General features: G+C 68.0%; 18 protein-coding genes and 3 pseudogenes. 12 read left to right on the top strand and 9 right to left on the bottom strand.

The window, feature by feature from the left end; all coding sequences use genetic code 11:
- Positions 1 to 120: 120 nt before the first annotated feature.
- Both SALPAC6_RS0108140 and SALPAC6_RS30015 read right to left on the bottom strand, forming a co-directional pair.
- Positions 121 to 1,188, bottom strand: a complete 1,068-nt coding sequence (locus tag SALPAC6_RS0108140; protein WP_018252937.1) for a MerR family transcriptional regulator — start codon at positions 1,186 to 1,188, stop codon at positions 121 to 123.
- Between the two features lie 69 nt (positions 1,189 to 1,257).
- On the bottom strand, positions 1,258 to 1,410 hold the full coding sequence (locus tag SALPAC6_RS30015; RefSeq protein ID WP_223874427.1) for a hypothetical protein: 153 nt from the start codon (positions 1,408 to 1,410) through the stop codon (positions 1,258 to 1,260).
- A gap of 97 nt (positions 1,411 to 1,507) precedes the next feature.
- Here SALPAC6_RS30015 and SALPAC6_RS0108135 point away from each other — a divergent pair, with 97 nt between their 5' ends.
- From SALPAC6_RS0108135 to SALPAC6_RS0108095, 9 genes are all read left to right on the top strand, one after another.
- Positions 1,508 to 2,977 (top strand): choice-of-anchor M domain-containing protein, encoded by a 1,470-nt coding sequence (locus SALPAC6_RS0108135; RefSeq protein WP_188115251.1) that lies wholly within the window; start codon positions 1,508 to 1,510, stop codon positions 2,975 to 2,977.
- Positions 2,978 to 3,100: 123 nt separating this feature from the next.
- Positions 3,101 to 4,219, top strand: a complete 1,119-nt coding sequence (locus tag SALPAC6_RS0108130; protein WP_018252935.1) for a WxL protein peptidoglycan domain-containing protein — start codon at positions 3,101 to 3,103, stop codon at positions 4,217 to 4,219.
- Positions 4,216 to 5,799, top strand: coding sequence for a TIGR03773 family transporter-associated surface protein (locus SALPAC6_RS0108125; protein WP_018252934.1), 1,584 nt, complete (start codon positions 4,216 to 4,218; stop codon positions 5,797 to 5,799). The genes SALPAC6_RS0108130 and SALPAC6_RS0108125 overlap by 4 nt, the downstream gene beginning before the upstream one ends.
- Positions 5,796 to 7,394: an anchored repeat ABC transporter, substrate-binding protein gene (locus SALPAC6_RS0108120; RefSeq protein ID WP_018252933.1), complete on the top strand. Its 1,599-nt coding sequence runs from the start codon at positions 5,796 to 5,798 to the stop codon at positions 7,392 to 7,394. The genes SALPAC6_RS0108125 and SALPAC6_RS0108120 overlap by 4 nt, the downstream gene beginning before the upstream one ends.
- Positions 7,391 to 8,371, top strand: coding sequence for a choice-of-anchor M domain-containing protein (locus tag SALPAC6_RS0108115; RefSeq protein ID WP_018252932.1), 981 nt, complete (start codon positions 7,391 to 7,393; stop codon positions 8,369 to 8,371). The genes SALPAC6_RS0108120 and SALPAC6_RS0108115 overlap by 4 nt, the downstream gene beginning before the upstream one ends.
- Entirely contained in the window at positions 8,368 to 9,111 is a 744-nt protein-coding gene (locus SALPAC6_RS0108110) for an anchored repeat-type ABC transporter ATP-binding subunit (protein ID WP_018735239.1), read from the top strand. Before SALPAC6_RS0108115 ends, SALPAC6_RS0108110 begins: the two co-directional genes overlap by 4 nt.
- Positions 9,111 to 10,043, top strand: a complete 933-nt coding sequence (locus SALPAC6_RS0108105) for an anchored repeat-type ABC transporter permease subunit (RefSeq protein ID WP_018252930.1) — start codon at positions 9,111 to 9,113, stop codon at positions 10,041 to 10,043. The genes SALPAC6_RS0108110 and SALPAC6_RS0108105 overlap by 1 nt, the downstream gene beginning before the upstream one ends.
- A 258-nt stretch (positions 10,044 to 10,301) precedes the next feature.
- Positions 10,302 to 10,949 (top strand): choice-of-anchor M domain-containing protein, encoded by a 648-nt coding sequence (locus SALPAC6_RS0108100; RefSeq protein ID WP_018252929.1) that lies wholly within the window; start codon positions 10,302 to 10,304, stop codon positions 10,947 to 10,949.
- 5 nt (positions 10,950 to 10,954) lie between these two features.
- Complete coding sequence (locus SALPAC6_RS0108095) at positions 10,955 to 11,590, top strand: choice-of-anchor M domain-containing protein (protein WP_397539415.1); 636 nt, start codon at positions 10,955 to 10,957, stop codon at positions 11,588 to 11,590.
- Positions 11,591 to 11,806: 216 nt separating this feature from the next.
- On the opposite strand, the gene prfH is transcribed toward SALPAC6_RS0108095, so the two are convergent.
- Entirely contained in the window at positions 11,807 to 12,415 is a 609-nt protein-coding gene (gene prfH / locus SALPAC6_RS0108090) for a peptide chain release factor H (protein WP_018252927.1), read from the bottom strand.
- Positions 12,412 to 13,599: an RNA ligase RtcB family protein gene (locus SALPAC6_RS0108085; RefSeq protein ID WP_026189435.1), complete on the bottom strand. Its 1,188-nt coding sequence runs from the start codon at positions 13,597 to 13,599 to the stop codon at positions 12,412 to 12,414. Before SALPAC6_RS0108085 ends, prfH begins: the two co-directional genes overlap by 4 nt.
- Before the next feature lie 763 nt (positions 13,600 to 14,362).
- Between SALPAC6_RS0108085 and SALPAC6_RS0108080 the strand changes: the two genes are divergently transcribed.
- On the top strand, positions 14,363 to 14,944 hold the full coding sequence (locus tag SALPAC6_RS0108080; protein WP_018251621.1) for a hypothetical protein: 582 nt from the start codon (positions 14,363 to 14,365) through the stop codon (positions 14,942 to 14,944).
- A gap of 139 nt (positions 14,945 to 15,083) precedes the next feature.
- Here the strand turns inward: SALPAC6_RS0108080 and SALPAC6_RS25565 are convergent.
- Positions 15,084 to 15,296, bottom strand: a pseudogene (locus SALPAC6_RS25565) (NADAR domain-containing protein); the annotation flags it as partial.
- 487 nt (positions 15,297 to 15,783) lie between these two features.
- Here SALPAC6_RS25565 and SALPAC6_RS0108070 point away from each other — a divergent pair.
- A complete protein-coding gene (locus SALPAC6_RS0108070) occupies positions 15,784 to 16,908 on the top strand; it encodes a serine hydrolase domain-containing protein (protein ID WP_018252924.1) in 1,125 nt (374 codons plus the stop codon).
- Positions 16,909 to 16,964: 56 nt separating this feature from the next.
- Complete coding sequence (locus SALPAC6_RS0108065) at positions 16,965 to 17,492, top strand: GNAT family N-acetyltransferase (protein WP_018252923.1); 528 nt, start codon at positions 16,965 to 16,967, stop codon at positions 17,490 to 17,492.
- Between the two features lie 203 nt (positions 17,493 to 17,695).
- Here SALPAC6_RS0108065 and sph read toward each other — a convergent pair whose 3' ends face one another.
- The 4 genes and pseudogenes from sph to SALPAC6_RS25555 form a co-directional block, all read right to left on the bottom strand.
- The gene (gene sph, locus SALPAC6_RS0108060) at positions 17,696 to 18,652 is read right to left on the bottom strand and encodes a sphingomyelin phosphodiesterase (protein WP_026189433.1); all 957 of its coding nucleotides are present in this window, start codon (positions 18,650 to 18,652) and stop codon (positions 17,696 to 17,698) included.
- 101 nt (positions 18,653 to 18,753) lie between these two features.
- Positions 18,754 to 19,665, bottom strand: a complete 912-nt coding sequence (locus SALPAC6_RS0108055) for an SDR family oxidoreductase (protein WP_026189432.1) — start codon at positions 19,663 to 19,665, stop codon at positions 18,754 to 18,756.
- A 36-nt stretch (positions 19,666 to 19,701) separates the two neighbouring features.
- Positions 19,702 to 20,254: pseudogene (locus SALPAC6_RS25560) on the bottom strand (DNA alkylation repair protein); the annotation flags it as partial.
- Between the two features lie 127 nt (positions 20,255 to 20,381).
- A pseudogene (locus SALPAC6_RS25555) lies at positions 20,382 to 21,465 on the bottom strand (peptidyl-alpha-hydroxyglycine alpha-amidating lyase family protein).
- Positions 21,466 to 21,577 lie beyond the last annotated feature (112 nt).

The following is a 21,577-nucleotide window of genomic DNA, read 5'->3' as shown; positions in this document are numbered from 1 at the left end:
CGGGGCTGGCCACCACAAGGATCTATCAGGATCACGGCGCAGGCCAAGTGTCCTGGTCGGGGCTCCGTGCGCCGCGTAACGGCGTTGTGCCGACGACGCCGTTACGCGGCGACGACCCCACTACGCGGCGATGATGTCGGCGACGACGCAGGCGATGTTGTCCGGCGCGCCGGCCGCGTAGGCCAGGTCGATCAGTCGTTGTGCGGTTGGCTCGGGGTCACCGGACCCGGCGAGGGCGGTGTGCAGGTCGCTTCGGCTCACGACGGCGGACAGGCCGTCGGAGCAGAGCAGGTAGCGGTCACCGGCCAGGGCGGTGCGCAGCGCCAGGTCGGCTTCGACGGGCTGGCTGCCACCACCGAGCGCGCGGGTGAGCAGGGCGCGCTGCGGGTGGGTGGCAGCCTCCTGCGGGCTGAGCTTGCCGTGCTCGACCTGGCTCTGCACCCAGGTGTGGTCCTGGGTGAGCTGCGCGAGTTCACCGCCGCGGAGCAGGTAGACGCGGGTGTCGCCGATGTGTACCAGGGCTAGTTGCGTCCCGCGACGCAGCAGCGCGGTCAGGGTGGTGGCCGGCTGGTTGTCGTCGGTGCTGGTGGCATGCACCGCGCGATCGACGTCGTCGATGGTTGCGGCCAGCATGGCGAGCAGGTCAACGGCGGGCCGGTCGGTTGGTTCGAGCGCCCTGAGCGCGTTGACGGCCGCGCTACTGGCGGTGGCGCCGGCGCCCCGGGTGCCGTCGGCGACGGCCAGCAGCCGGTCGCTGGCGTAGGCGACATCCTCGTTGCTGTCGCGCCCGTTGCCCTGGTCGCAGCGGGCGGCGTAGCGGATGGTCGGGGTGGGGTTGGTTGTGGACATGGTGACGCCCTCCTGGGACAGGTGCGCGACGAGGCGGGCGACGTGGTGTGCGCGGGTCGCGGTGTCGGCGGTGACCTGCTGCCAGTAGTCGGTGACCGCTCGGGCCGCCGCGTCCGGCTCCAGGTCGCACACGGTACGGATGTCGGCCAGCGGCATGCCGATGCGGCGTAACTGGGCGATCAGTCGCGCATGCGCCAACTGCTCTGGGGCGTAGAACCGGTAGCCGGAATCGGGATCGACCGCCGCGGGCGGCAGCAGCCCCACCTCGTCGTACAGACGCAACGCCTTCGGGGTCAGCCGCGCCGCCCGGGCGAACGCGCCGATCGTCAGCAGCTCCACGGTGTCATCCTCCTCGTGCCGGCCGGGTGGCCGGCACGGACCACAGTGCTGCTTGCCCAAGGGGCAAGGTCAAAGGGCGAGTAGGGCCTGCCCGATGGCAGGTGCGGGGCCAGTGGCGGGGCAGGTGTAGCTGGCGGTGCGTGGGATCGCCTCCATCCCCGCGTGGAACTGGTTGACCAACAGTGCAATAATGAAAACCGTTGTCGTTACCGTTGTCGACACGCCTCGCGGCGTGCGAGCCGAAGATCTGCTGGCCCGGCAGACCGACGGTGACACCACCACGTACCACCGCGTGGGCACGCGGTGTGAAAGGGGAGGCATGAATGCGACGGTGCGGGCTCGCGGCTTTGCGGCCCTGTTAGCCGGGGCGGTGGTCGTTGGCCTGGTGGCGGCGCCGGTCGCTGCTTTGGCGGCGGAGAAGGTGGTGCTGTCCAAGGGGCACGCCGACGCGATCGACGTGCGCTACAGCGACGGCAGTCTGTCGTTGAAGGTCAATGACGACACGTTCAGCCCAGCCGTGGTCCGGGATCCGGCGGATGTCACGTTCCAGGTCCTGCCGGAGGCGGCGATGGCCGTTCCGGACGATCCCCGGTTCGCCTTCCTCGGCCCGGCAGGTAGCCAGATCTGGCTGCTGCCGATGACCCAGGACCCGGATCTGCTCTGGCCGGGTTGGAACACCACGACTCTCGAGTCCGATGTGTTCGAGAACGACACGGTGCGACTGAGCCTGGTCGAGGTGCAGGGGCCGGGAAACGTCACGTTGTTCACGCAGGACTCGTTCGGTGGTCCGATCATCAAGTTCCGCGGGGATGACGGGCTTCCGGGCGCGATCGAGGTGCCGGTGCACACCCATGCGCACTCGAACTGGGCGTTCAGCGCGCTGGGCGACTACACGCTGACGTTCCAGGTCGATGCGACGCTGACCGGCGGCACCACGATCAGCACCGGACCGGTGGACTATTCGTTCCTCGTCGGCGAACTGCCCGGTGACGGCTCGGAGGTCGGCCTGTCGGTCAGCGGCATGGCCGATGAGTACCAGCCCAACGACACCGTCACGCTCAACGCGGTGCAGACGCCGCAGACCGAGCTGGATTCCTACCACTGGTTCAGCAGGTGTCCGGGTGCGACGGACTGGACGATGATCCCGGGCGAGGCGGGTGCCAGCTACTCGTTCACCGCGACCCGGGAGCTGAACGCCTGCGAGTACCTGGCCAAGCTCTACGACGACGATGACGTGGTGTCGGCCGTCAGCGAGCCGGTTATTCTCTGGGTGGCGTTCGCGCCGGCGGAGCCAGGGAACTCACAGACGATCACCGCGTCGATCGACGAGACCCAGGGCTCCCTGGTCATCAGCGTTGACCCGGACGACCGGGCGGTGGTGCTGCCACCCGCCCAGCTCAACAGCGCCGGTGACCGATGGGAGAGCAGTGGTGAGCTCCGGCCCGTCACGGTGACCGACACCCGCGCCGGTCAACCCGGCTGGAGCGCATCCGGGCAGATCCCGGATGACTTCGCCGGTCCCGACGGCTCTTCCTTCAGCGCCGGCTACCTCGGCTGGACCCCCCGGGTCCTGGCTCAGGGCGCCGGGCAGGGGGTCGTGGCCGGCCCCGAGGTGGCACCGTACGTCGTCGGCAGCGGCGGCGGCCTCGGCAGCAGCGCGGTTCTGGGCTCGGCGCCGAACGAGGCCGGGCGGGGCACCGCCCAACTGGGTGCCGGGCTGCGGCTCAGCCTGCCCACCGAGACGGCCGCGGGAACCTACACTGCGACCCTCACCCTTACCGCGATCTAAGGGTGCCGGCCGGTCCGAGGGCCCGGCACTGACCTCAGGGCCCCGGACAGCTGCGGGGTGGGCGGAGCGCAACCGCGCCCGCCCACCCATTCCCTGCCCCACGGAACGGAAATCGTCGCCCCCATGCGCCTGCTCGCCGCCATCGCCACCGGCCTCGCCCTGCTCGGCGCCGCCTCGGCCCCACCCACGCCGCCACCGGGCCCGTCGTCGGCTCCATCCGCGGTGACCTGGGGGGTGGCGCCATCGAGTCCGGACGGACCGAACGGCCGCCCGGCTTTCACCTACAAGCTCAACCCCGGCGCGACGGTGACCGACTACGTCGCGGTCACCAATCACTCGACGCGTCCGCTCACCCTGAACCTCTACGCCAGCGACGCCTTCACCACCGAAAACGGCGGTTTTGACCTGCTGGCCGGCGGTCAGCAACCCACTGATGTGGGTTCCTGGGTCCGCTTCACCGAACGCAGTGTGACGATCCCGTCAACGTCGCGACTGAATGTTCCGTTCACCCTTACGGTTCCGGAGAACGCCACACCGGGCGACCACGCCGGAGGTGTTGTCGCGTCACTCGCCACCACGGCGGCGGATGGCCAGGGCAACCAGGTCGCCGTCGATCACCGCGTCGGCGCCCGGATCTACCTGCGGGTCACTGGAGAGCTGAGACCCGCGTTGACTGTCGAGAACCTTCGGGTACGGCACACCGGGTCGCTGAACCCCCTGGTCGGTGGCACGCTCACCGCCACCGTCACCGTCCGCAATACCGGCAACGTCCGGCTCACCGGCCTACCCACGCTTGAGGTGGCCGGCCCCCTCGGCCTCGGCCGACGTTCTGTGGAAGCGGCGGGCCTACCGGAGATCCTGCCGGGTGGTGAGGTGACCACCACCGTACGGATGACGGGTGTGCCGCCGCTCTTCCGGCTGACCACGAGGCTCACTGTCACCCCCGCCGCCGTCGGCGACCAGGTCCTTGACCCGCCACCGCGGGGCGATACGACGCGGGCCACCGTCTGGGCGGTGCCCTGGCTACAGCTGGCCCTACTGATCCCGATCGGGCTCGCCGGGTGGCTGCTGATCGTTGCCCGCCGCCGGCAGCTTCGAGCGATCGCGCAGGCGGTGGCGACCGCCCGTGAGCAGGGCCGGTCGGAGGCGAGCCGGACGACGCCGCAGGACGCTGCCAACAACGGTGCCGCTCAGGAACCGCACGAGACAACACCATCACGTCGCCTGGGGAGCGAGCAATGACGATGAAAAGCAGGGGTGCCGGCGCGGCCGGCCTTGCCCTGGCCGTCCTGGCCCTGGCCGTAGGGGCCGCGCCGGCTGTCGCTGAAACGGCCACGATAGGCGCGACCGATGCGGACCTGGTTTCGGTGACGCTCGACGGTGACGCGATGTCACTGCGAATCCGAGACGCCGGCCAGGTGGCCCGCGACGTGCCAGGCTACGACCCGGCCGAGGTGGTGCTCGGCCCTGACGGGGGTTTGGCGGGCCGGGTTCCGGCCAGGTCAGCCCTTGCCTTCCTGGGGCCGGCGGGCCAGCCGGTGTGGTCGCTGTCCGCCGGCGACACCAAATTCCCCACCCTGGACACCACCGGGGTACCTCTGGGCGCTGTCACCGAGGACATGGTGACGCTGCGCCTGCGGTCGGTCGAGGGGCCGGGCAACTTCACCGCCTACCAATTGTCGGGCCTCGAAGGGGCGACCGCGTTGTTCGGCAGCGGCACGAATCTGCCGCGGTCTCTGCGACTACCAGCGGCTACGCGTACCGATGGTGTGGTGTGGGCCTTCGACGCCGCCGGCGACTATCGGCTCACGCTGACCGTGTCGGCGGACCTGCGCTCCGGCAAGGCGGCCAGCGCTGAGGCGACATATCGGGTTCGCGTACCCGAGATCGTCCCGGCTGGGCAGGTGCTGCCGTCGGCTGCGCAGCCTCCGCGGCCCGGCAGCCAGCCGGACACGGCGGCGCTCGCCCCGACCGTCGCCGAAGTGAGGCCGACTGCGACACCGAAACCTCTCGCCGCGCCGATGGCGCCAGCGGCCGCGAAGACGGGCACCACCACGGAGACGGGTGCCCAGCAGGTCATCGCCGATGGACACGTCGACATGGGGCCGCAACTCTCCGGAGCCGACTGGACAATTCGGATCAAGGACGATCGCACCAGCCCGGCTGTCTGGCGAGAGACCGCCGACGTGGTGTTGCGGATCAAGGACAACGCGAAGATCACTGTACCCGCCGGTGCGGACTTTCTCGGTCCGCAGGGCGATTCGGTCTGGCTGCTGCCACAGTCCCAGCAGTCCGGCATCGTCTGGCCGGGCTGGAACACCCAGCACGAGTCGGTCGTTTCCGGTATCAAGGGCGACGTCACCTGGACGCTGAAGGGCGTTGACGGGCCCGGGCGGTTCGCGCTCTTCCTGACCGGCTCGTTCGGCGAGGCCGACGTGCTGTTCGACTCCGCGACGTCGTTCCCGCAGCAGCTGGCTGTTCCGCTGAACACGCACGCGCACGGCAACTGGGCTTTCAGTAAGCCCGGCCTGTACCGCCTCGCGGTGCAGATGAGCGGCACCACCACCGCCGGCCAGGCGGTCACCGACACGAAGACGCTCACCATTGCCGTCGGCGATAGCACCGACCCGAGCGGTGGCTTTGGATCGGGCAGCGGCTCCGGGGACGACGGACAGGACCAGGGTGGCACCGGCCCGCTGCCGCGTACGGGCGCGGGGTGGGTGTTGCTGGCGGGCACGGTTGGCGTTGTCCTTGTTGTCGCCGGGGCGTTGCTGGTGCTGCTCGCCCGTCGCCGTGCTGGCACCAACCAGGAGGGCTCGTGATTCCGGCGCCCCGGTCCTGGTTGCGGCGGGCGATCCTGCCGCTGCTGATTGTGGGGCTGGTCGCCGGCTGTCGGTCGGAGGTGGCGTTGAGCGCGAACGACGAGCGCCTACAGGTCATCACGACCACCGGAATCCTGCGCGACCTGGTGCACAACGTCGGCGGTGACCGGGTAGCGGTCAGTTCGCTGGTGCGCGACGGTGCAGATCCGCACAGCTATGAGCCGTCGCTTCGCGACATCCGGGACGTGGTCTACGCCGACGTCGCCTTCAGTAACTATCTGCTACTCGAAGAGCAGGCCATCATCAAGGCGCTGGACGCCAACCTGCGCGCGGGGGTGCCGAACATCTCGCTGGCAGAGGGAGCGGTGAAGTACGCCGCGGAGATCATTCCGCTGGTCGAGGACGTGTCGCTGGACACCCTCTGGCTGGGCATGCGGGTACGGGGGACCGGTGCGGTGCACGGTGCGAACCGCGCCTCGGACGTGTTGCTCAGCGCGACGTCGGCTGACGGTCCGGGTGGTGTGGTCGCCTACCTCACCGAGTCGTTCGGCAACCCGTCGGTCTACGTTGACTCCACCGACGGGTTCGATCCGGCCAATGGCTTCCGTGCCGACACCGCCGTGCTCCCACCCGACGCGCACACGCACATGAGCTGGGCGTTTACCAAACCCGGTGTTTACCGGCTGAGCATGCGGGCGACGCTGTCCGTTGACCCGCAGGCACCATCGGTTCCGATGGGCGAGCAGGAATTCACGTTCGCCGTCGGGGTGGATCCTTACTCGGTGCCGGGCATGCCCGAGGCGACGGTCCTGAATGCCGGCCACGCTGATCTCACCGTTGACCTCGATCAGCAACGGCTCTACCTGTTCGCCGACCCGGAGGGCAGCGGGGAAGCCGAACAGCGGGTCTACGATCCGGCCCGCACGGTCATCGAGGTGCCGGGTAAGGCGCTGCTGGAGGTGCCCGGCGATCGCCGGCTCCGGTTCCTCGGCCGACCCGGTAGTCGGGTGTACCAGCTTCCGCAGGCGGTACTCGGCAAACACGTACACGGGGAGATCGACCCGCACCTGTGGCAGAACGTGCGAAACGCGATCTCCTACACCGAACTTATCCGCGACACCCTCATCGAGGCCGATCCCCGAGGCGCGGCGACCTATCGGTCGAACGCCTCGGCCTACATCCACAGCTTGGAGCAGCTCGACACGTACGTGCGCAACACCATCGCCGAGATTCCGCCGTCGCGACGGCACCTGATCACCACTCATGACGCCTTTGGCTACCTCGGCCAGGCGTACGGGGTGAACATCTCCGGGTTCGTCGCCCCGAACCCGGCCGTCGAACCGAGCCTTGCCGACCGGCGCCGTCTTACCGAGACGATCCGCAACCTGAAGATCCCGGCGGTGTTCCTGGAGCCGAACCTGGCAGCCCGGTCTACCACCCTCAACGAGGTGGCCCGTGAGGAAGGGCTCCGGGTGTGTGCGATCTACGGCGACACCTTCGACCGCGACATCACCAACTACGTGCAGATGATGCGGTTCAACGCTGAATCGCTGCGTGACTGTCTGACCACCACCAACCAGGGGAGGCCTCAGTGACATCCGGATGGGTGCGACGCCGCACCCGCGTACGCGGGCTGCTCCCACGCTGCGTGCTCGCGGTGCTGATCGTGCTGACGACGATGCCGGCTGCCGCGGCGGCGCAGGAGCCCACCCCGGGGCTCAGCCAGTCGATCGCCGCCGACCAGCCGCTCACCACCGGTCGGGCGGAACTCGGTGCCGGACACATCGACCTCGGCCCCCGTTACGTCGATGACCAGTGGACACTGCTGATTCACGACGGTACGCAGGCACAGCCGGTGTGGCGTGACCCCGACGAGACGGTGTTGCGGGTGTCCGACGCGGCACTGCAGACCGTTCCGGAGGATCCGGCGTACGAGTTTCTCGGCGTTGACGCCGGCGAACAGGTGTACGTGGTGCCGCAGGTCCAGAAGCCCGATGTCGTCTGGCTCGGCTGGAACACCCAGGATCCCCGGGTGATGCAGAGCATCGACCGTGGCGTCACCCTCTCCTTGCTCGGCGTGGACGGCCCCGGAACCCTCACGACGTACCTGCAGTCGGGGAACTTCGCGGCCCCCGAGCCGCTGTGGCGCTCCGTCGAGCCGAAGGCCCAGCCGTTCTGGGCGGAGGTCAACACCCACACCCACGCCAACTGGGTCTTCACCGCACCAGGTGTCTACCTGATCGCGGTGCAGGTGTCCGCCGACCTGATCAGCGGTGAGACAGTGTCAGCAACCCGCATGTTGCGCTTTGCCGTGGGCGACGGCACCAGCGTTGACGAGGCGTATACCGCCACCACCGACCTCCCCGGATCGGCGGAACAGACCTCACCGGTCAGCGACCGCGCCGAGGCCGGCAAGCCAGCCGCCGAGTCCATAAATCTGCTCCTCCCCGCGATGGTGACGCTGGCGGTCCTGCTCGCCACCGGCCTGGTGCTTCTGTTGCTGCGGGGACGCCGGGCCAAGCGGCAGGCTGAGCGAGAAGGCGGGACCTCGCTGTCCGGGGGTGACCGTTGAGCGAGCTTGAGGTGGACCAGCTGGAGGTGGATCTCGGTGGCCGACCGGTCCTGCGGGACATCAACCTGCGCCTGGACCGGGGTGAGCTGGTCGGGCTCCTTGGCCCGAACGGCGCCGGCAAGACCACCTTGCTGCGCGCGATTCTGGCGCTGACCGGTATCCGCGCCGGCCGGGTGCTGGTCGGGGGCAAGCCGTCGCGCCCCGGCCGCTGCGAGATCGGCTATGTCCCCCAGCGCCACGAGTTCACCTGGGACTTTCCCATCTCCGTCGAGCAAGCCGTGTTGAGTGGCCGGACCGGCCGAATGGGGCTGTTCCGCCGCCCCGGCGTCGCCGACTGGCGGGCTGTCGGCGCCGCGCTGGACCGAGTACAGCTCACCGAGCTGCGTCGCCGCCCGGTCGGTGAGCTGTCCGGTGGGCAACGTCAACGCGTCCTGGTCGCTCGCGCGCTGGCTCTCGCGCCGCGGATCCTCCTGCTGGACGAGCCGTTCACCGGGCTGGACATGCCCACCCAGGAACTACTGGGTGACTTGTTCACCAGTTTGGCTGGTGCAGAGCACGCGGTACTGATGACCACCCATGACCTCGTGGCCGCAGTGGACACCTGTAGCCGACTGGTCCTGCTCAACGGCCGGATCATCGCCGACGGACACCCGGCGGACCTGCAGGACGCCGCGCTGTGGACGACGACTTTCGGCGTGAGTGATACCTCCCCGCTACTGAAGCTCGTGAAGGCGATCTGATGTCGATCACCGACTTTCTCACCGACCTGTTCAACCCCAACCTCGCGTTCCTGCCGAAGGCCTTGGCGATCGCGGTCATGTCGAGCATCGTCTGCGGTGTCGTGGGTTGCTATGTGGTCCTGCGGGGCATGGCCTTCATCGGCGACGCCGTGGCCCACGCGGTCTTCCCGGGAATCGCGGTCGCCTTCGTCCTGCAGGGCAGTTTGGTCCTGGGCGGAGCCGTCGCTGGGGTCGCCACCGCACTGCTGATCGCGATCTTTTCGCAGAATCGACGGGTCAAGGAGGACTCGATCATCGGTGTCTTCCTCGTTGGCGCGTTCGCCCTCGGCATTGTGATCATCTCACAGGCCCCGGGGTACGCCGGGTCCCTGCAACAGTTCCTGTTCGGCTCGATCACCGGCATTCCCGACCGGGACCTCTATGTCGTCGGCGGCGCCGGCTTGGTCATCCTCGGCCTGGTACTCGCTCTGCACAAGGAGTTTGTCGCGGTCTGCCTCGACCGGGAGATGTCGCGCTCGATGGGGCTTCCGGTTTTCTGGCTCGACATCGTGCTCTACGTTCTGGTCACCCTCGCCGTGGTGATCTCTTTGCAGACGATCGGAAACATTCTTGTCCTCGCTCTACTGATCACCCCTGCGGCGGCGGCGCGTCTGCTCACCGACCGACTCGGCGTGATGATGCTGCTCGCCCCGGTGATCGGCGGCTCGGCAGCGGTGGTTGGCCTGTATCTGTCGTGGAGCTACGACACCCCCGTTGGTGGCACGATCGTGCTGATTGCCACGGCCGTCTTCCTTGCCGCCTGGTTGCTTGCCCCTCGACATGGCCTCTTGGCCAGGCGGTGGCGGCGGCGGGGTGGGCAGGGTGATAGTTCCCGGCCCTCGTCACTGTCCGACCCCAGTTCCCGTCAGGAGGCGTCACCGGTTACCCGGTAGACCGCCCGGAGGGTCGGCGAGGGCGAGTGGTCATCGGTGATCTTGAGATGCTCTCATCACCGGCTCGTGGCTTCAGTCGTGCTGGGTGTGGGGTCGGCGGCTTTCGGTGGTCGTTGCCCGGCCCCGCAGCGTGGCGATCCACTGAGGACACGTCACCGTGACCGACTTCACCCGGCAGCCGCTTCCCCCAGTTAAAGAAAACGACTATCATTTCCAATAGCTGCGGTCCAAGGAGGACCGCGGGGAAGGAGTTCCTTCGTGCGTAAGCCCATCCGCCTGCTGCTCGCCTCCGGGGCGGCGACCGCGGCGCTGCTCGCGGCAACGCAACCAGCGCAGGCATCACTGGTGAGGTTCAGCTCCGGGCACATCGACCTGGTCGATATCGCCTATGAGGCCGGCGAGCTGGAGCTCGGTGTCCACGACGAGGACAATGACGTCGAATACGCCGCCGACGAGGTGAAGATCGTCGTCAAGCAGCAGGCCGAGGTGACGGTCCCGAACGACCCCGCCTTCGACTTCCTCGGCACCCCCGGCGTGTCGACAGTGTGGATCCTGCCCCAGATCCAGGACACCGACCTCGTATGGCCCGGCGTCGCCACCGAGGAGGTCGAGTCCGGCGTCTTCACCGACGACGAGCTCACCCTCGCGATGCAGTCGGTCAGCGGGCCCGGGGAACTCGCCCTCTACACCGAAAACGCGGTCGGGCAGCCCAACGTCCTCGTCGACAGCGGTGCCGGTCTGCCCGACACCATCGCCCTGAACGCTGGCGACCACCAGCACTACAACTGGGCCTTCGACCGCGCCGGCACCTACTGCCTCACCTTCAGCGCCACCGGCACCCTCGCCGACACCGGGGAGCAGGTCAGCAGCGAGGCGGTCACCCTGCGCGTCGTGGTTCAGGGGTGAGCACCATGCACCTCCGTCGCCGAATTCTCACCGGCCTCGCCGTCACCGCCGCGCTGCTTGCCGGCACCACCACTACCGCTGCCGCAACGCCGATCGTGATCTCCAGCGGTCACGTTGACGTCCTCGACGTCGACTACGCCGGCGGCGCACTGACCGTCAACCTGCTCGACGACGACTCGGTGGAGCGCGATCCCGCCGATGTCATCCTGAGCGTCCCCAACACCGCCAAGGTCACCGTGCCCAGCGGTAGTGAGTGGTCGTTCCTCGGCACCGACAATCAAGCGTGGGTGCTACCGCAGGCCAGCAGCTCCGATCTGCTGTGGGCAGGCTGGAACACTGAAGAGGTGCCCAGTGGCGTGTTCCAGAACAACCGGGTCACCTTCAAGCTCACCAACGTCACCGGGCCGGCCGGCTTCAGCGCCTACACCGTCTCCGGCGGCACCCCAACGGTGCTCTTCGACAGCGGTGACGGGCTCCCCGACAGCCTGAATGTCAACTACAACACCCACGCCCACGTCAACTGGGGCTTCGACGCCGCCGGGACCTACGACGTCACCTTCGAGGTCACCGGCGTGCTCGCTGCCGACGGCACCACCATCAGCTCCGGTGCCAAGACTTGGACCTTCGAAGTCCTTTCCTGATCCCTACCCCCGAGGCCGCCAACCACAGACGCCCCCAAGGTACGGGGAATCCGTAGGCGGCTGAACCGGCCGGCGCGAGACCGCCACCACCTGGGCCTCGCGCCGGCCACTGGGTTCCAGTGAGACCGTCTGGCCCAACGGGGACAGAGGGCTGAGGGCCGACAGAGCGGTCTGTTCGTACTACTCGGCGCGGACCCGCCGTGGCGGGAAGACCGGTCAGGGCCGTTCGACCCGCGTCGGATCGCCCCGGACCAGCTCGTCGTGGGCGCGCCGCCGGGCGGCCACCAGCGCCCGCCCGGCCGCCTCGTCACCGGCCGTGAGTCGTTGCCGTAGCAACCGCAGCGCGATGCTGCGGTTGAGGCTGAACTGTCGTTCGGTGTCAACGACGACGACGGTGCCGGTCGGGCGGTACGTGGCCCGCACCGCGGTGCTGGCCTTGTTGCGGTGCTGGCCCCCCGGCCCACCCGTGCGTACGGCAAGCACCTCCACGTCCGTCTCGGCGAACGGGGTGACCGGGGCGTCTACCTCGCATCGTCGGGCTGCGACGTACCAGTTCTTTCTGCCCTGGCCGGCGCGGTAGGGGCTGGGCGCCTGCCAGCACAACGTCCCGGTCCAGCCGCCGGCGAACGCCTCCACCTCCGTGCCGGTGAGTCGGAGTAACACCGACCGGTAGGTGCCGGGTCGGTCACCGACGACACTGTCCAGCCGTACCACGTCCACGTTGTTGCGGGCGGCGTCAGCCTCCAGCCGGCGCAGTAGCCGGGCCAGCGCCCAGGCGCACTCCTGGGGACCCCGGCCAGCCGACAGCAGCAGGTGCAGGCTCATCGCTGCCCCCGCCGCCGGCGTTCGGGCCGTCGATCGCCACGCGGGGTGACCCCCATGTCCGGGGTCTTGTAGGTGACCAGTGGGACCGTGGTCGTCACCGGGGTGGCGAGTCCGTGGGCGACCAGGTCACCCACCACCTGCTCGATCCGCTTGTACGCGGTCGGCGCCTCCTCGAAGAGCAGCTGCCGGTCACCGCAGACCACCAGCGAACCCAGCGGGGTGCGGCGCAGCTCCTTGACCGTGTGCTTGGCCCGGCCCCGGCGCAGCGCGTCCGCCCGGGACATCTTGCGGCCCGCCCCGTGCGCCACCGAATGATTGGCCTGGGCCCCCGCGTGCGCGGCCACCAGGTACGACGGGGTGCCGCGGGTGCCGGCGACGAGCACGTCCCGGCCGTCGCCCGGCGCCGCGCCCTTACGGTGCAGGTAGTGCCCGTCGCGTACCTCGACCAGGTTGTGGCATTGGTCCACGATCGGCGCCGTCGGCTCGGCACCCAGCGCGATCGCGGCCCGGGCCGCCAGTAGCCGCCGGTTCAGCGAACCCCAGCGCACCGCGTCGTCGTGCCGCGCCAGGTACGCGGCCGGGTCCTTGGTGGGCCCGGCGCCGCGTTGCTCGGTGTGCGCACGCAGATTCCGCTCGCCGAGGCCACGGGAACCGCTGTGGACGACGAGGACCGTGTCGCCGGCGGTGAGCCGGAGTCGCGCGGCGTGGCCCGGGTCGAGGACCTCGCCGACGCGGGCGAGTTCGACAAAGTGGTTGCCCCGCCCGACGGTACCGAGACCGTCGAGGTGGCCGGCCGGAATGTCACCGTCCAGCACGGACCAGGCCGGGTCGTCGGCGTCCCGGTCCGGATCGAGCGGGCGGTCCAGGTCGGGGAAGCGGGGGGCGAGCCGCTCCGGTACGACCCGCTTCAGCACGATCGGGAAGACGGCGATGCCACAGCCGATGTCCGAGCCGACCAGATGGGGGTAGAGCACGGTCGAGGTCATCGCGGCGCCGATCGGGGCGCCCTTGCCGGGGTGCAGGTCCGGCATGCCGGCGACATGGACCATGCCGTCGAGGGCGGCCACCTGGTGGCACTGGTCAACGGCGTCGGACTCGACCCAGCTGGTCGGGGAGGCGAAAACGGAGACGGTGGCAGGGGTGGGTGCCGGCCGGGACTCCGGCCGGAAAGGTGGAACAGACAAGGACGCTCACTTCTCACCAAGGGTTGGGTGGACGGCCGCCGATCGCGATGGCGTGGCGGCGACGAAGGTGCTGCCCTCACAACGACATGCCGCCCAGCGTCCCGGACGTCACTGTCGCCGACAACCGACTTTTGGACCCCGACGGCACCGGCGGGTCACCCCGCCGCCGGAGTAGGGCGGCAAGACCGTCTCGGCATGGGCCGGCGCATCCGGGTAGACCGCGACGGCCGGTTGGTTGGGGTAGGTCGCGGGGCGGGCTTACCATTTTCCTAGGATGCTCTACGGGGTGTGGCGTATATTACCGGTATTGACCGACATGAGATGCGATGACGGGTAACCGCCGATCTGCGGATGCTGGGTCACTCGGTGTCGCGCACCCACCGTGCCGCGGTGTCCGCTTTTGTAGCGGGCTGGGGAAGACCACCGCCTTCGTGACTCGGCGTCACGAATAGTTGGTCTATGTCGGTGTGGGGTGTGGTCGGGGGCACGGTGGTGGTGGAATCTCGGTGGGCGTGGGGGCGTTACACCCTGCGTACGGCCGTGGAGGTGCCCCGCTCGGGCGGGTGACGCCGGGCATGGGCCGCCGGGAATGATGGTGGCCGGCCGGTCGTTACATCTGGACCCGGCGCCGTGCGTGTGCCCCCGATGAGGCCCGCGGTCGCCGACCTCTTCCCCTTAGTTTCGTTGAGCGCCGGACGGTGCTCGCACCCACCCCGAACCCCCTCGGGTGTGGGGTGTCGACCCCCGAATGGAGCAATCCCTGATGAACACGATTCTGCGTCGTAGCGTGCTGGGTATCGCTGGTCTGGCCCTGTCCACCGGTGTCGTCGCCGGCCCGCTGGCCACCCTCACCGACCCCACCCCCGCCTCGGCCTCCGCTGCCGTGCAGGCCGATAAACCCGACATCAGCGCGCTGATCCCGCACGGCACCCAGGGCACACAGTCGCGCATCGCCCTGGGCGATGAGCAGGTGTCGAACGTGAAGGCCATCATCGAGGCCACGAAGGCCGCCGGGATGGACGAGCGGGCCGCCGTGGTGGCGATCGCCACCAGTTTGCAGGAGTCGAAGCTGGAGAACCTGGGCCACCTGGGCGCGCGTAACGACCACGACTCGCAGGGCCTGTTCCAGCAGCGCCCGTCGTCCGGTTGGGGCAGCGTGGAGCAGATCACCGACCCCGCCTACTCCACCACCGCCTTCCTCAACGGCCTCAAGCAGGTCGAGGGCTGGCAGGACATGCCCCTGACCGAAGCCGCGCAGACGGTGCAGGTGTCGGCGTTCCCGTTCCACTACGCCCAGTGGGAGACCCAGGCCGCCGACCTCGTCGCCGAACACTGGACCAGCTAACCCCACCCACACCACACACACGACCCAACCCACACAAGGGAGAAAGAAACTGGTGGCCGGCACCCGAACCAGGGCGCCGGCCACCAACCATGTCTGGGCAGCCCGGCGCAGGCTTCGGTAGCTGCCAGGGCCTTCGGGATCAGCCGAAGGCGAGCTTTGCGCGGGTGCTCATCAGCCCGAATCCGAGGAGGTTACGACCGCGCCATCGGGCAGGGTCAGCCGCGCGTGGGTCTGTGATGGATAGGCCGATGCCCCAGACCTGATCCATCGGGCTGGCTTCCACCAGGACCCGGTTTCTTGTGCGCGACAGGTACTGCGCGAGGTCAGGGTGTTGGCTGAATTTGGCCACGTTGAGGAGGTAGGCGCGGGCGGAGCGCGGAGCACCGAGGGCGTCAAGCAGGGCCAGCCGCCGGTCGCGTCGCTCAGCGCTACTACGCACCGCGAGAAGCGTCGAACGTAACGTCAGCGAAGATTTCGCGTTTGGCTATCACATACCGTAGAGCCTCAGCCCGGGGCGCTATATCGATGCTCCTCGTTGTGCATCTTGGGGCGTGCGATACGGGTCAGCATGGATATTGAGCAACACGGGCGGCGAACGGACGCTCGGTGGTGGAGATGCCGAACTACATCACTTCGACGATTGCCATCGGAGCGGCAGCGAAATCCTGGTTGCAGTCACCACCTAGGATCGCAATATGTCTATGATTCCTCGGGCGTTGAAGATCGCGGTTGCCAGTGCGACGCTGGCAGCTACGGCCTTTGTGGTGCCCACATCTGCGGCCGCGTTACCTACTCAGACAGCTGGGGGAAGCTCCTCCGGCGGGCTGGATCGGGGTGAGTTGCGCACCGCGCTCGCCGCGGTGCCCGAAGCCGGGGTTCCGGGTGCGTTGGCTGCTGTACGTGACGGCCGACACGACTGGCGCGGCAGTGCCGGCCAGGCGTTCCTGACCCACCCCCGGCCGATGCAGCCACAGCTGCGGTTCCGCATCGGCAGCATCACCAAGACGTTCGTCGCCACCACTGTGCTGCAGCTTGTTGACGAGGGCCGCCTGGGCCTCGACGACCCGATCGGGGAGCTGCTGCCGGAAATCGTGCCGGGTGAACGTGGCGCCGAAGTCACCGTCAGGATGCTGTTGAACCACACCAGCGGCATCGGCAACTACACCAATGCGATGCTCGATTCGTGGGCGGCGATCGACCAGATGCAGGCCACGACGTACGCTCCGGCGGATCTGGTTGCGATGGGCCTGGCCATGCCGCCGACCAACGTGCCCGGGGCTGAGTTCAGTTACTCGAACACGAACTACATCCTGGCCGGCTTACTGATCGAGTCGATCACTGGCAATCCGGCGGCGGCAGAGGTGCAGCGACGCATTCTGCGACCGTTGAAGCTCACGGGGACGTCGTTCCCTGGCACTGATCCGACTATTCATGGCCCACACAGCGGTGCCTACTTCGCCCCGTTCGGGGTTCGTGACCTCAGCGAGTTCAACATGAGCTGGGGGTGGACGGCGGGCGAGATGATCGGGACCACGGCAGACCTGAACACGTTCTTCCGGGCGCTGCTCAACGGTGATCTGCTCAGCCCGGCCACCCTCGATGAGATGCTCACCGGGATGCCGATGCTGCCGGATGTGCCCGAAGCCGGTACCTACGGTCTTGGTATTCTCTCGCTTCCTACTCCGTGCGGTGAGTTCTTCGGCCATGACGGTCTGGTGTTCGGTCACCAGATGTTTTCGTTGCACAGCCGCGATGGCGGGCGCCAGGTGTCGTCCGGGATCAACCTCAGCCACCATCAGATCAGCCTGCCCGAGGCACATCCGATCGACATCGCCTGGCAGTCGTTCCTGCTGACGGCGATGTGCCCGACCTACGAGACGAGTGGCCAGTCGGCCGCAGCCGTGCTGCAACTGCCCAGCGTGACCCGGATGCCGGGCAATGACGCCGTGATCGCGGGGCCCTGACAGCGCGTTGGGCGAGCAGGGTGTGGTCGATGGCAGGCGGCCCTGCTGCTGCGAGAGTGAGGAGGACGTCCCTGATTCGGGCGGCAAGACAATCGGAGCTCGGTGACCTGGCTCGGCTTGAGGTCCAGGCCGGCCAGCTCTTCCATTCGGTTGGCATGTCAGAAATAGCTGATCATGCCGTGGATCGACAGGCCCTGAGGCGAAGTCAGCGGCAGGGGCTGATCTGGGTTGCCGAGGAAGGCGATCGGACGGTCGGTTACGTCATCGCGGCGGTGCTGGACGGCAACGCCCACATCGAGCAGGTGTCGGTAGCGCCCACGCACGCTCGGCGCGGGATTGGTCGGCGGCTCATCGCACACGTCGAGGGGTGGGGGAGGCGTAGTGGTCGTCCGGCGACGACCCTGACCACCTTCCGCGATGTGCCCTGGAATGGCCCCTACTACCGGAGGCTTGGATACCGGGAGCTACCCAACACGGAGATTGGAGGCGAGCTGACAGCGACCATGCGACACGAAGCCGCGCTGCCGGGCATGGACTCTTCGCTCCGGTGCGCGATGATCAAAGCTAACGGGCACGTGCCGTGACCCTGGCGGAGCAGCGCCTGCCACTGAGCCCGAGCAAGCAGGGGGTTCTGGCCGCACGCCGGTTGGTGGGCGGCTGGCTGCGAGGTTGGGGTGGTGACGGTGGTGGGGCTGGGACTGGGGCTGGGGCTGGGGCTGGGCAGCGGCGCACGCGCCGCTGCCCAGCCCCAGCCCTGGAGGACAGCTGTCTGCCCCAGGTGACTGCGTCAGATGTCGGCCGCGACTGGGTAATGGTCGGCGTAGTCGGTGTAGCAGTAGCGGACAAACCAACTCGTCACACACCACTTCGGTGCCTCGACGGCTAACGTCTCGTTGTCGCCTGAGCCGTGCCGCACGTGGCCGTTGCGTTGCAGAATGTAGTCGAGTTGCTGGCGGCTGTCCTGGTCGTCGTTGTAGTCGGCCATGTCGTTGCGCTGCGCGTCCCACGAGTACGGATGGCCGGTGAACGTCGCATCCCTGACGTCGAGCCGGGTCAGCATGCTGTCGTATTCGGTGGAGTAGCGGTCAACGTTGAAGTCGCCAGCGAGGATGACCTGTTCATCCGCCGGGATGCCGCGAGCGTCTAGGAAGGCGTCGAGCTCGTCGAACTGGGCTGCCCGTACCTGGGCCCCGGTGTTGTCCGCGCAGCCGGTGTCGGCCGCCTGAGCATGGGTGCCCACCACGTGTACGGGTTCGTCGTTGACGTTGAGCTGCGCGTAGATGAAGCCCTTGTGGGAAAACCAGTCTGCGCCGCAGCCGTCCGCGTAGACGTACTGGATCTTTTCCAGGATGGGCCACCGGCTCAGGATGGTGACTCCGCCATCCTCCGGCGTCGCGTTGGAGTATGAGCCCAGAGTGGCGTCCCAGCCGGACCTCGATCGGCCGAGAACTGGCGTTTGGTAGGGATACTCCGTAGCGAGCTGGTCTTTGAGCTGGTCGGATGCCTCGTTGTCGAATACTTCCTGCAGGATGACGACATCCCGGCCGGTGATGTAGTCGGCCTCGGCGATCAGGTTGGCGCGCGTGACCTGACCCCAGTTCGGGAAAAGTGACTGGGGCAGGAACATGACGTTGTGGGTCAGGACCTTCAGCGGTGCCGGTGCAGCGGCGGCAGGGGCGGTGGGGGCAAGCACCCCAGTCGCGGTGAGCGCCAGGGCGAGCAGCAGACTCTGCGGTCTCTTCATGACCATCAATGATGGTCATTCGAAGTTTCCGACTTCAACTACTCGAGGATGTGCAGTGGATGAACATGTTCACCGTCGTGCAGCTACTGGCCCGGGTGAGGTCAGCGGTATCCGGTCGTGTCGGCGGGCTTGCCGACGTCCTGCACCTCGACCAGGTATCGCCAGGCGTCGGGCTGACTCCCGTCCCGGTCGGTGAAGCCATAGACCTTCGCCAGTTCCCCACTGGAGAGCGACCTGCCATGCCAACGGGACACCTCAGGATCCTGTGCCAGGGCCGCCACGGCGCGGCCAACGTAGGCGGGGCTTTCGGAGATTGCGAAGTGGGGCTCGACCGTGAGCGCGTCGCGCCAGTTCTGCTCGGTCACACCAAAGGCGTCCAGCATGTCCTCGGACCGCAACCATCCGGGAGTGAGCAGGACTGATGTCGTGTCATGCGACCGGAGCTCATGCGCCAGTGCGAACGCCATCCGGCTCACGGCGCCCTTGGCGAGGTCGTAGAAGAATGAGTTGCGGTAGGTGGCCGCGTTGTACTCGTCTGTCCCGTCGGTCATCTCAACGACCAGCCCGCCCGGGTTCCGGATGAGTAGGGGCAGCGCGAAGTGACTGGTGATGGCGTGGGTTTCCACGGCGAGACGTAGCGTATGCAGCCCGGCGTTGAGGTCTGACTCCCAGACCGTTTTGTTCCACTCCACCTGGGAGGTGCCCCAGATATCATTGACGAGTACGTGGAGAGCGCCCTGCTCGGACTCGATCCGCGCGATCAGCGCGCGTACCTCGTCGGGGACAAGGTGGTCGACCTGCACCGCGATGCCGACCCCGCCGGCGGCGCTGACCAACTCGGCGGTCTCCTCAATGCTCTCCGGCCGGTTCATCTCCGACCGTTGGGCGCGGGTTGACCTGCCGGTGACGTATACGGTTGCCCCAGCCGCTCCGAGCTGAATGGCGGTTCCTCGCCCGGCACCTCGGGTCCCTCCGGCGACGAGCGCCACCCTGCCGGTCAGCTGCTTGGCCATGCGCGCATCTTACTGCATGGGGTCGGGGAGTGTCGGCTAGCGAGCTGAGGCTCCCTGCTTGGCTTTCTTCCGGCCCAGGTCGTAGGTCCGCTGCTCCTGGTCGAGGTGTTCGATGGCGGAGCGCAGTAGCGTCCGGGGCATGGTGGCCGCGTACTGGTCGAGGAACCCGAGCAGCCGTGCCCGGTCCTGGTCCCCGGCGCTGCGTAGCAGCCAACCGGTGGCCTTGTGGACCAAGTCATGCGAATCAGCAACGAACATCTCGGCGATCCGGAACGTGTCGTCGAGGTCGTCGGCGCGGACGAACGCCAGTGCTGACGATCGCGGTTCGTCGCTGCCACGGGTCGTCCGAGCGCGCCAACTCGAACAGCACGTCGCGGGGCTTGTCGACCAGATGTGCCCCCACCACGTTCGCGGCACCGAGGTCGACCTGGTCCCAGTTGTCGATCCGGTCATGCCGGCGCAGGTAGAGGTCGTACAGCTCCGCCCGGCGCGCGTCGGTGGTCTTCTTCCGTGCGGCCTGCTTGGACATGATGCTGACCGCGCCGGCGCGTACCTCGTGGATCGGGCTGTCGAGTAGCGTCTCGATCTCGTCTACGTTTGGCTATCGATGGAGTTCCGCGCCTGCGCTGCCGTCATCGTTGCTCGAACCCAGCTGGGTGCAGTTCGCCGCGCTGTGGCCTGAGCAGCCCGAGTTCGATCCGGCCCCCGCTGGGCTGTCATCGCCGGCGGATCCCGGACATGGTCGTGTTTGACCGCGCTGGTTTTATGGGAGCCCATCGCCACAGGGGGGGCACCGGCAAGAGCCGCCACGTAAATCTCCCCCCGGACACCGATGGCGAGTTGGTGGGGGTTGGCGCGCTGATCAGCTAGCGCCCACCGGTGGGTGACCTGCCCGGTGGTCGACAGCCGGCAGACATAGCCGCGCTGCTCACCGTTGTTCTCATCCAGGAGATCTCCGCCGTCGAGGACGTAGACCGCGTCGTCTGGACCGATCGCGACGTCGTAAGGACGGCCCAGGGCGCTGCTGTGCCACACGTGCCGCACCGATCCGTCGGCATTGAAGACCTGCACTCGTGCGTTGCGCCGGTCGGCGACGTACACAGCTTCATTGCTGTCCAGGGCCACGCCATGCGGAATGTTGAATTGTGCGGGCTGGTCACCGAGTTCGCCCCACTGGCGGGTCAGCACGCGGTGCGTGTCGAACCGGGCCACTCGGCAGTTGCGGTAGCCATCGGTGACGACGATGGACCCATCGGCCGACACGGCCACGTCGGTGGGGCGGGCGAAGATGTACCCGTCGAGGGTGCACGGCAGGTTGCTGAGGACGTTACGTACTCGCAGGCAGGTTTCCAGTCCGGTGGGATAGTCGTGGCCCACTTCACCGACCTGCCGTCCCGCCGCGTCGAAGGTGGTGATCTTGTTAGTCCTGACGTCGGTGACCCAATACCGTCCCTCACTGTCTGCGGTGATCGAGTGAGGCGAACGAAACCGTCCCGCTCCCCAGGTGCGGCGCACCGTGCCGTCGCGTGGGTTCAGGACGACGACCGTGTCCGTGTCGATGACCGCGTCGTAGGCGAACGCGGTGCCCGCCCGGTGCAGCAGAGCTATCTCCCCGGTAGGCCCCACCGTGATGCCGGTACCGATGCGCGCCGTGGCAGGTACCCGTCCCCACGGCCGTAACAGCCGGTCCTCGGGGATGGCGCCCACCGCAGGATCGCTGACCGTGGCTGCTGAGGGCGGATCGCCCCAGAGCGTGGCGCCGGCGGCGGTGAGCAGACCAAGACAACTGCCGGTCAGCACGGCGCGGCGCGACAGGTGGGGGCGGATCGAGCGCTTCGACGGCGGTTGCGATGACATGGTTTCACCCTGCTCACGCGCTCCACCAAGATCAATCAGATGTTCCCCGGACCGA

The organism is Salinispora mooreana (assembly GCF_000379065.1).
Taxonomy (GTDB): domain Bacteria; phylum Actinomycetota; class Actinomycetes; order Mycobacteriales; family Micromonosporaceae; genus Micromonospora; species Micromonospora mooreana.
Note: the sequence above shows the minus strand (reverse complement) of the source record. Positions and strands in the feature narration are given on the sequence as shown.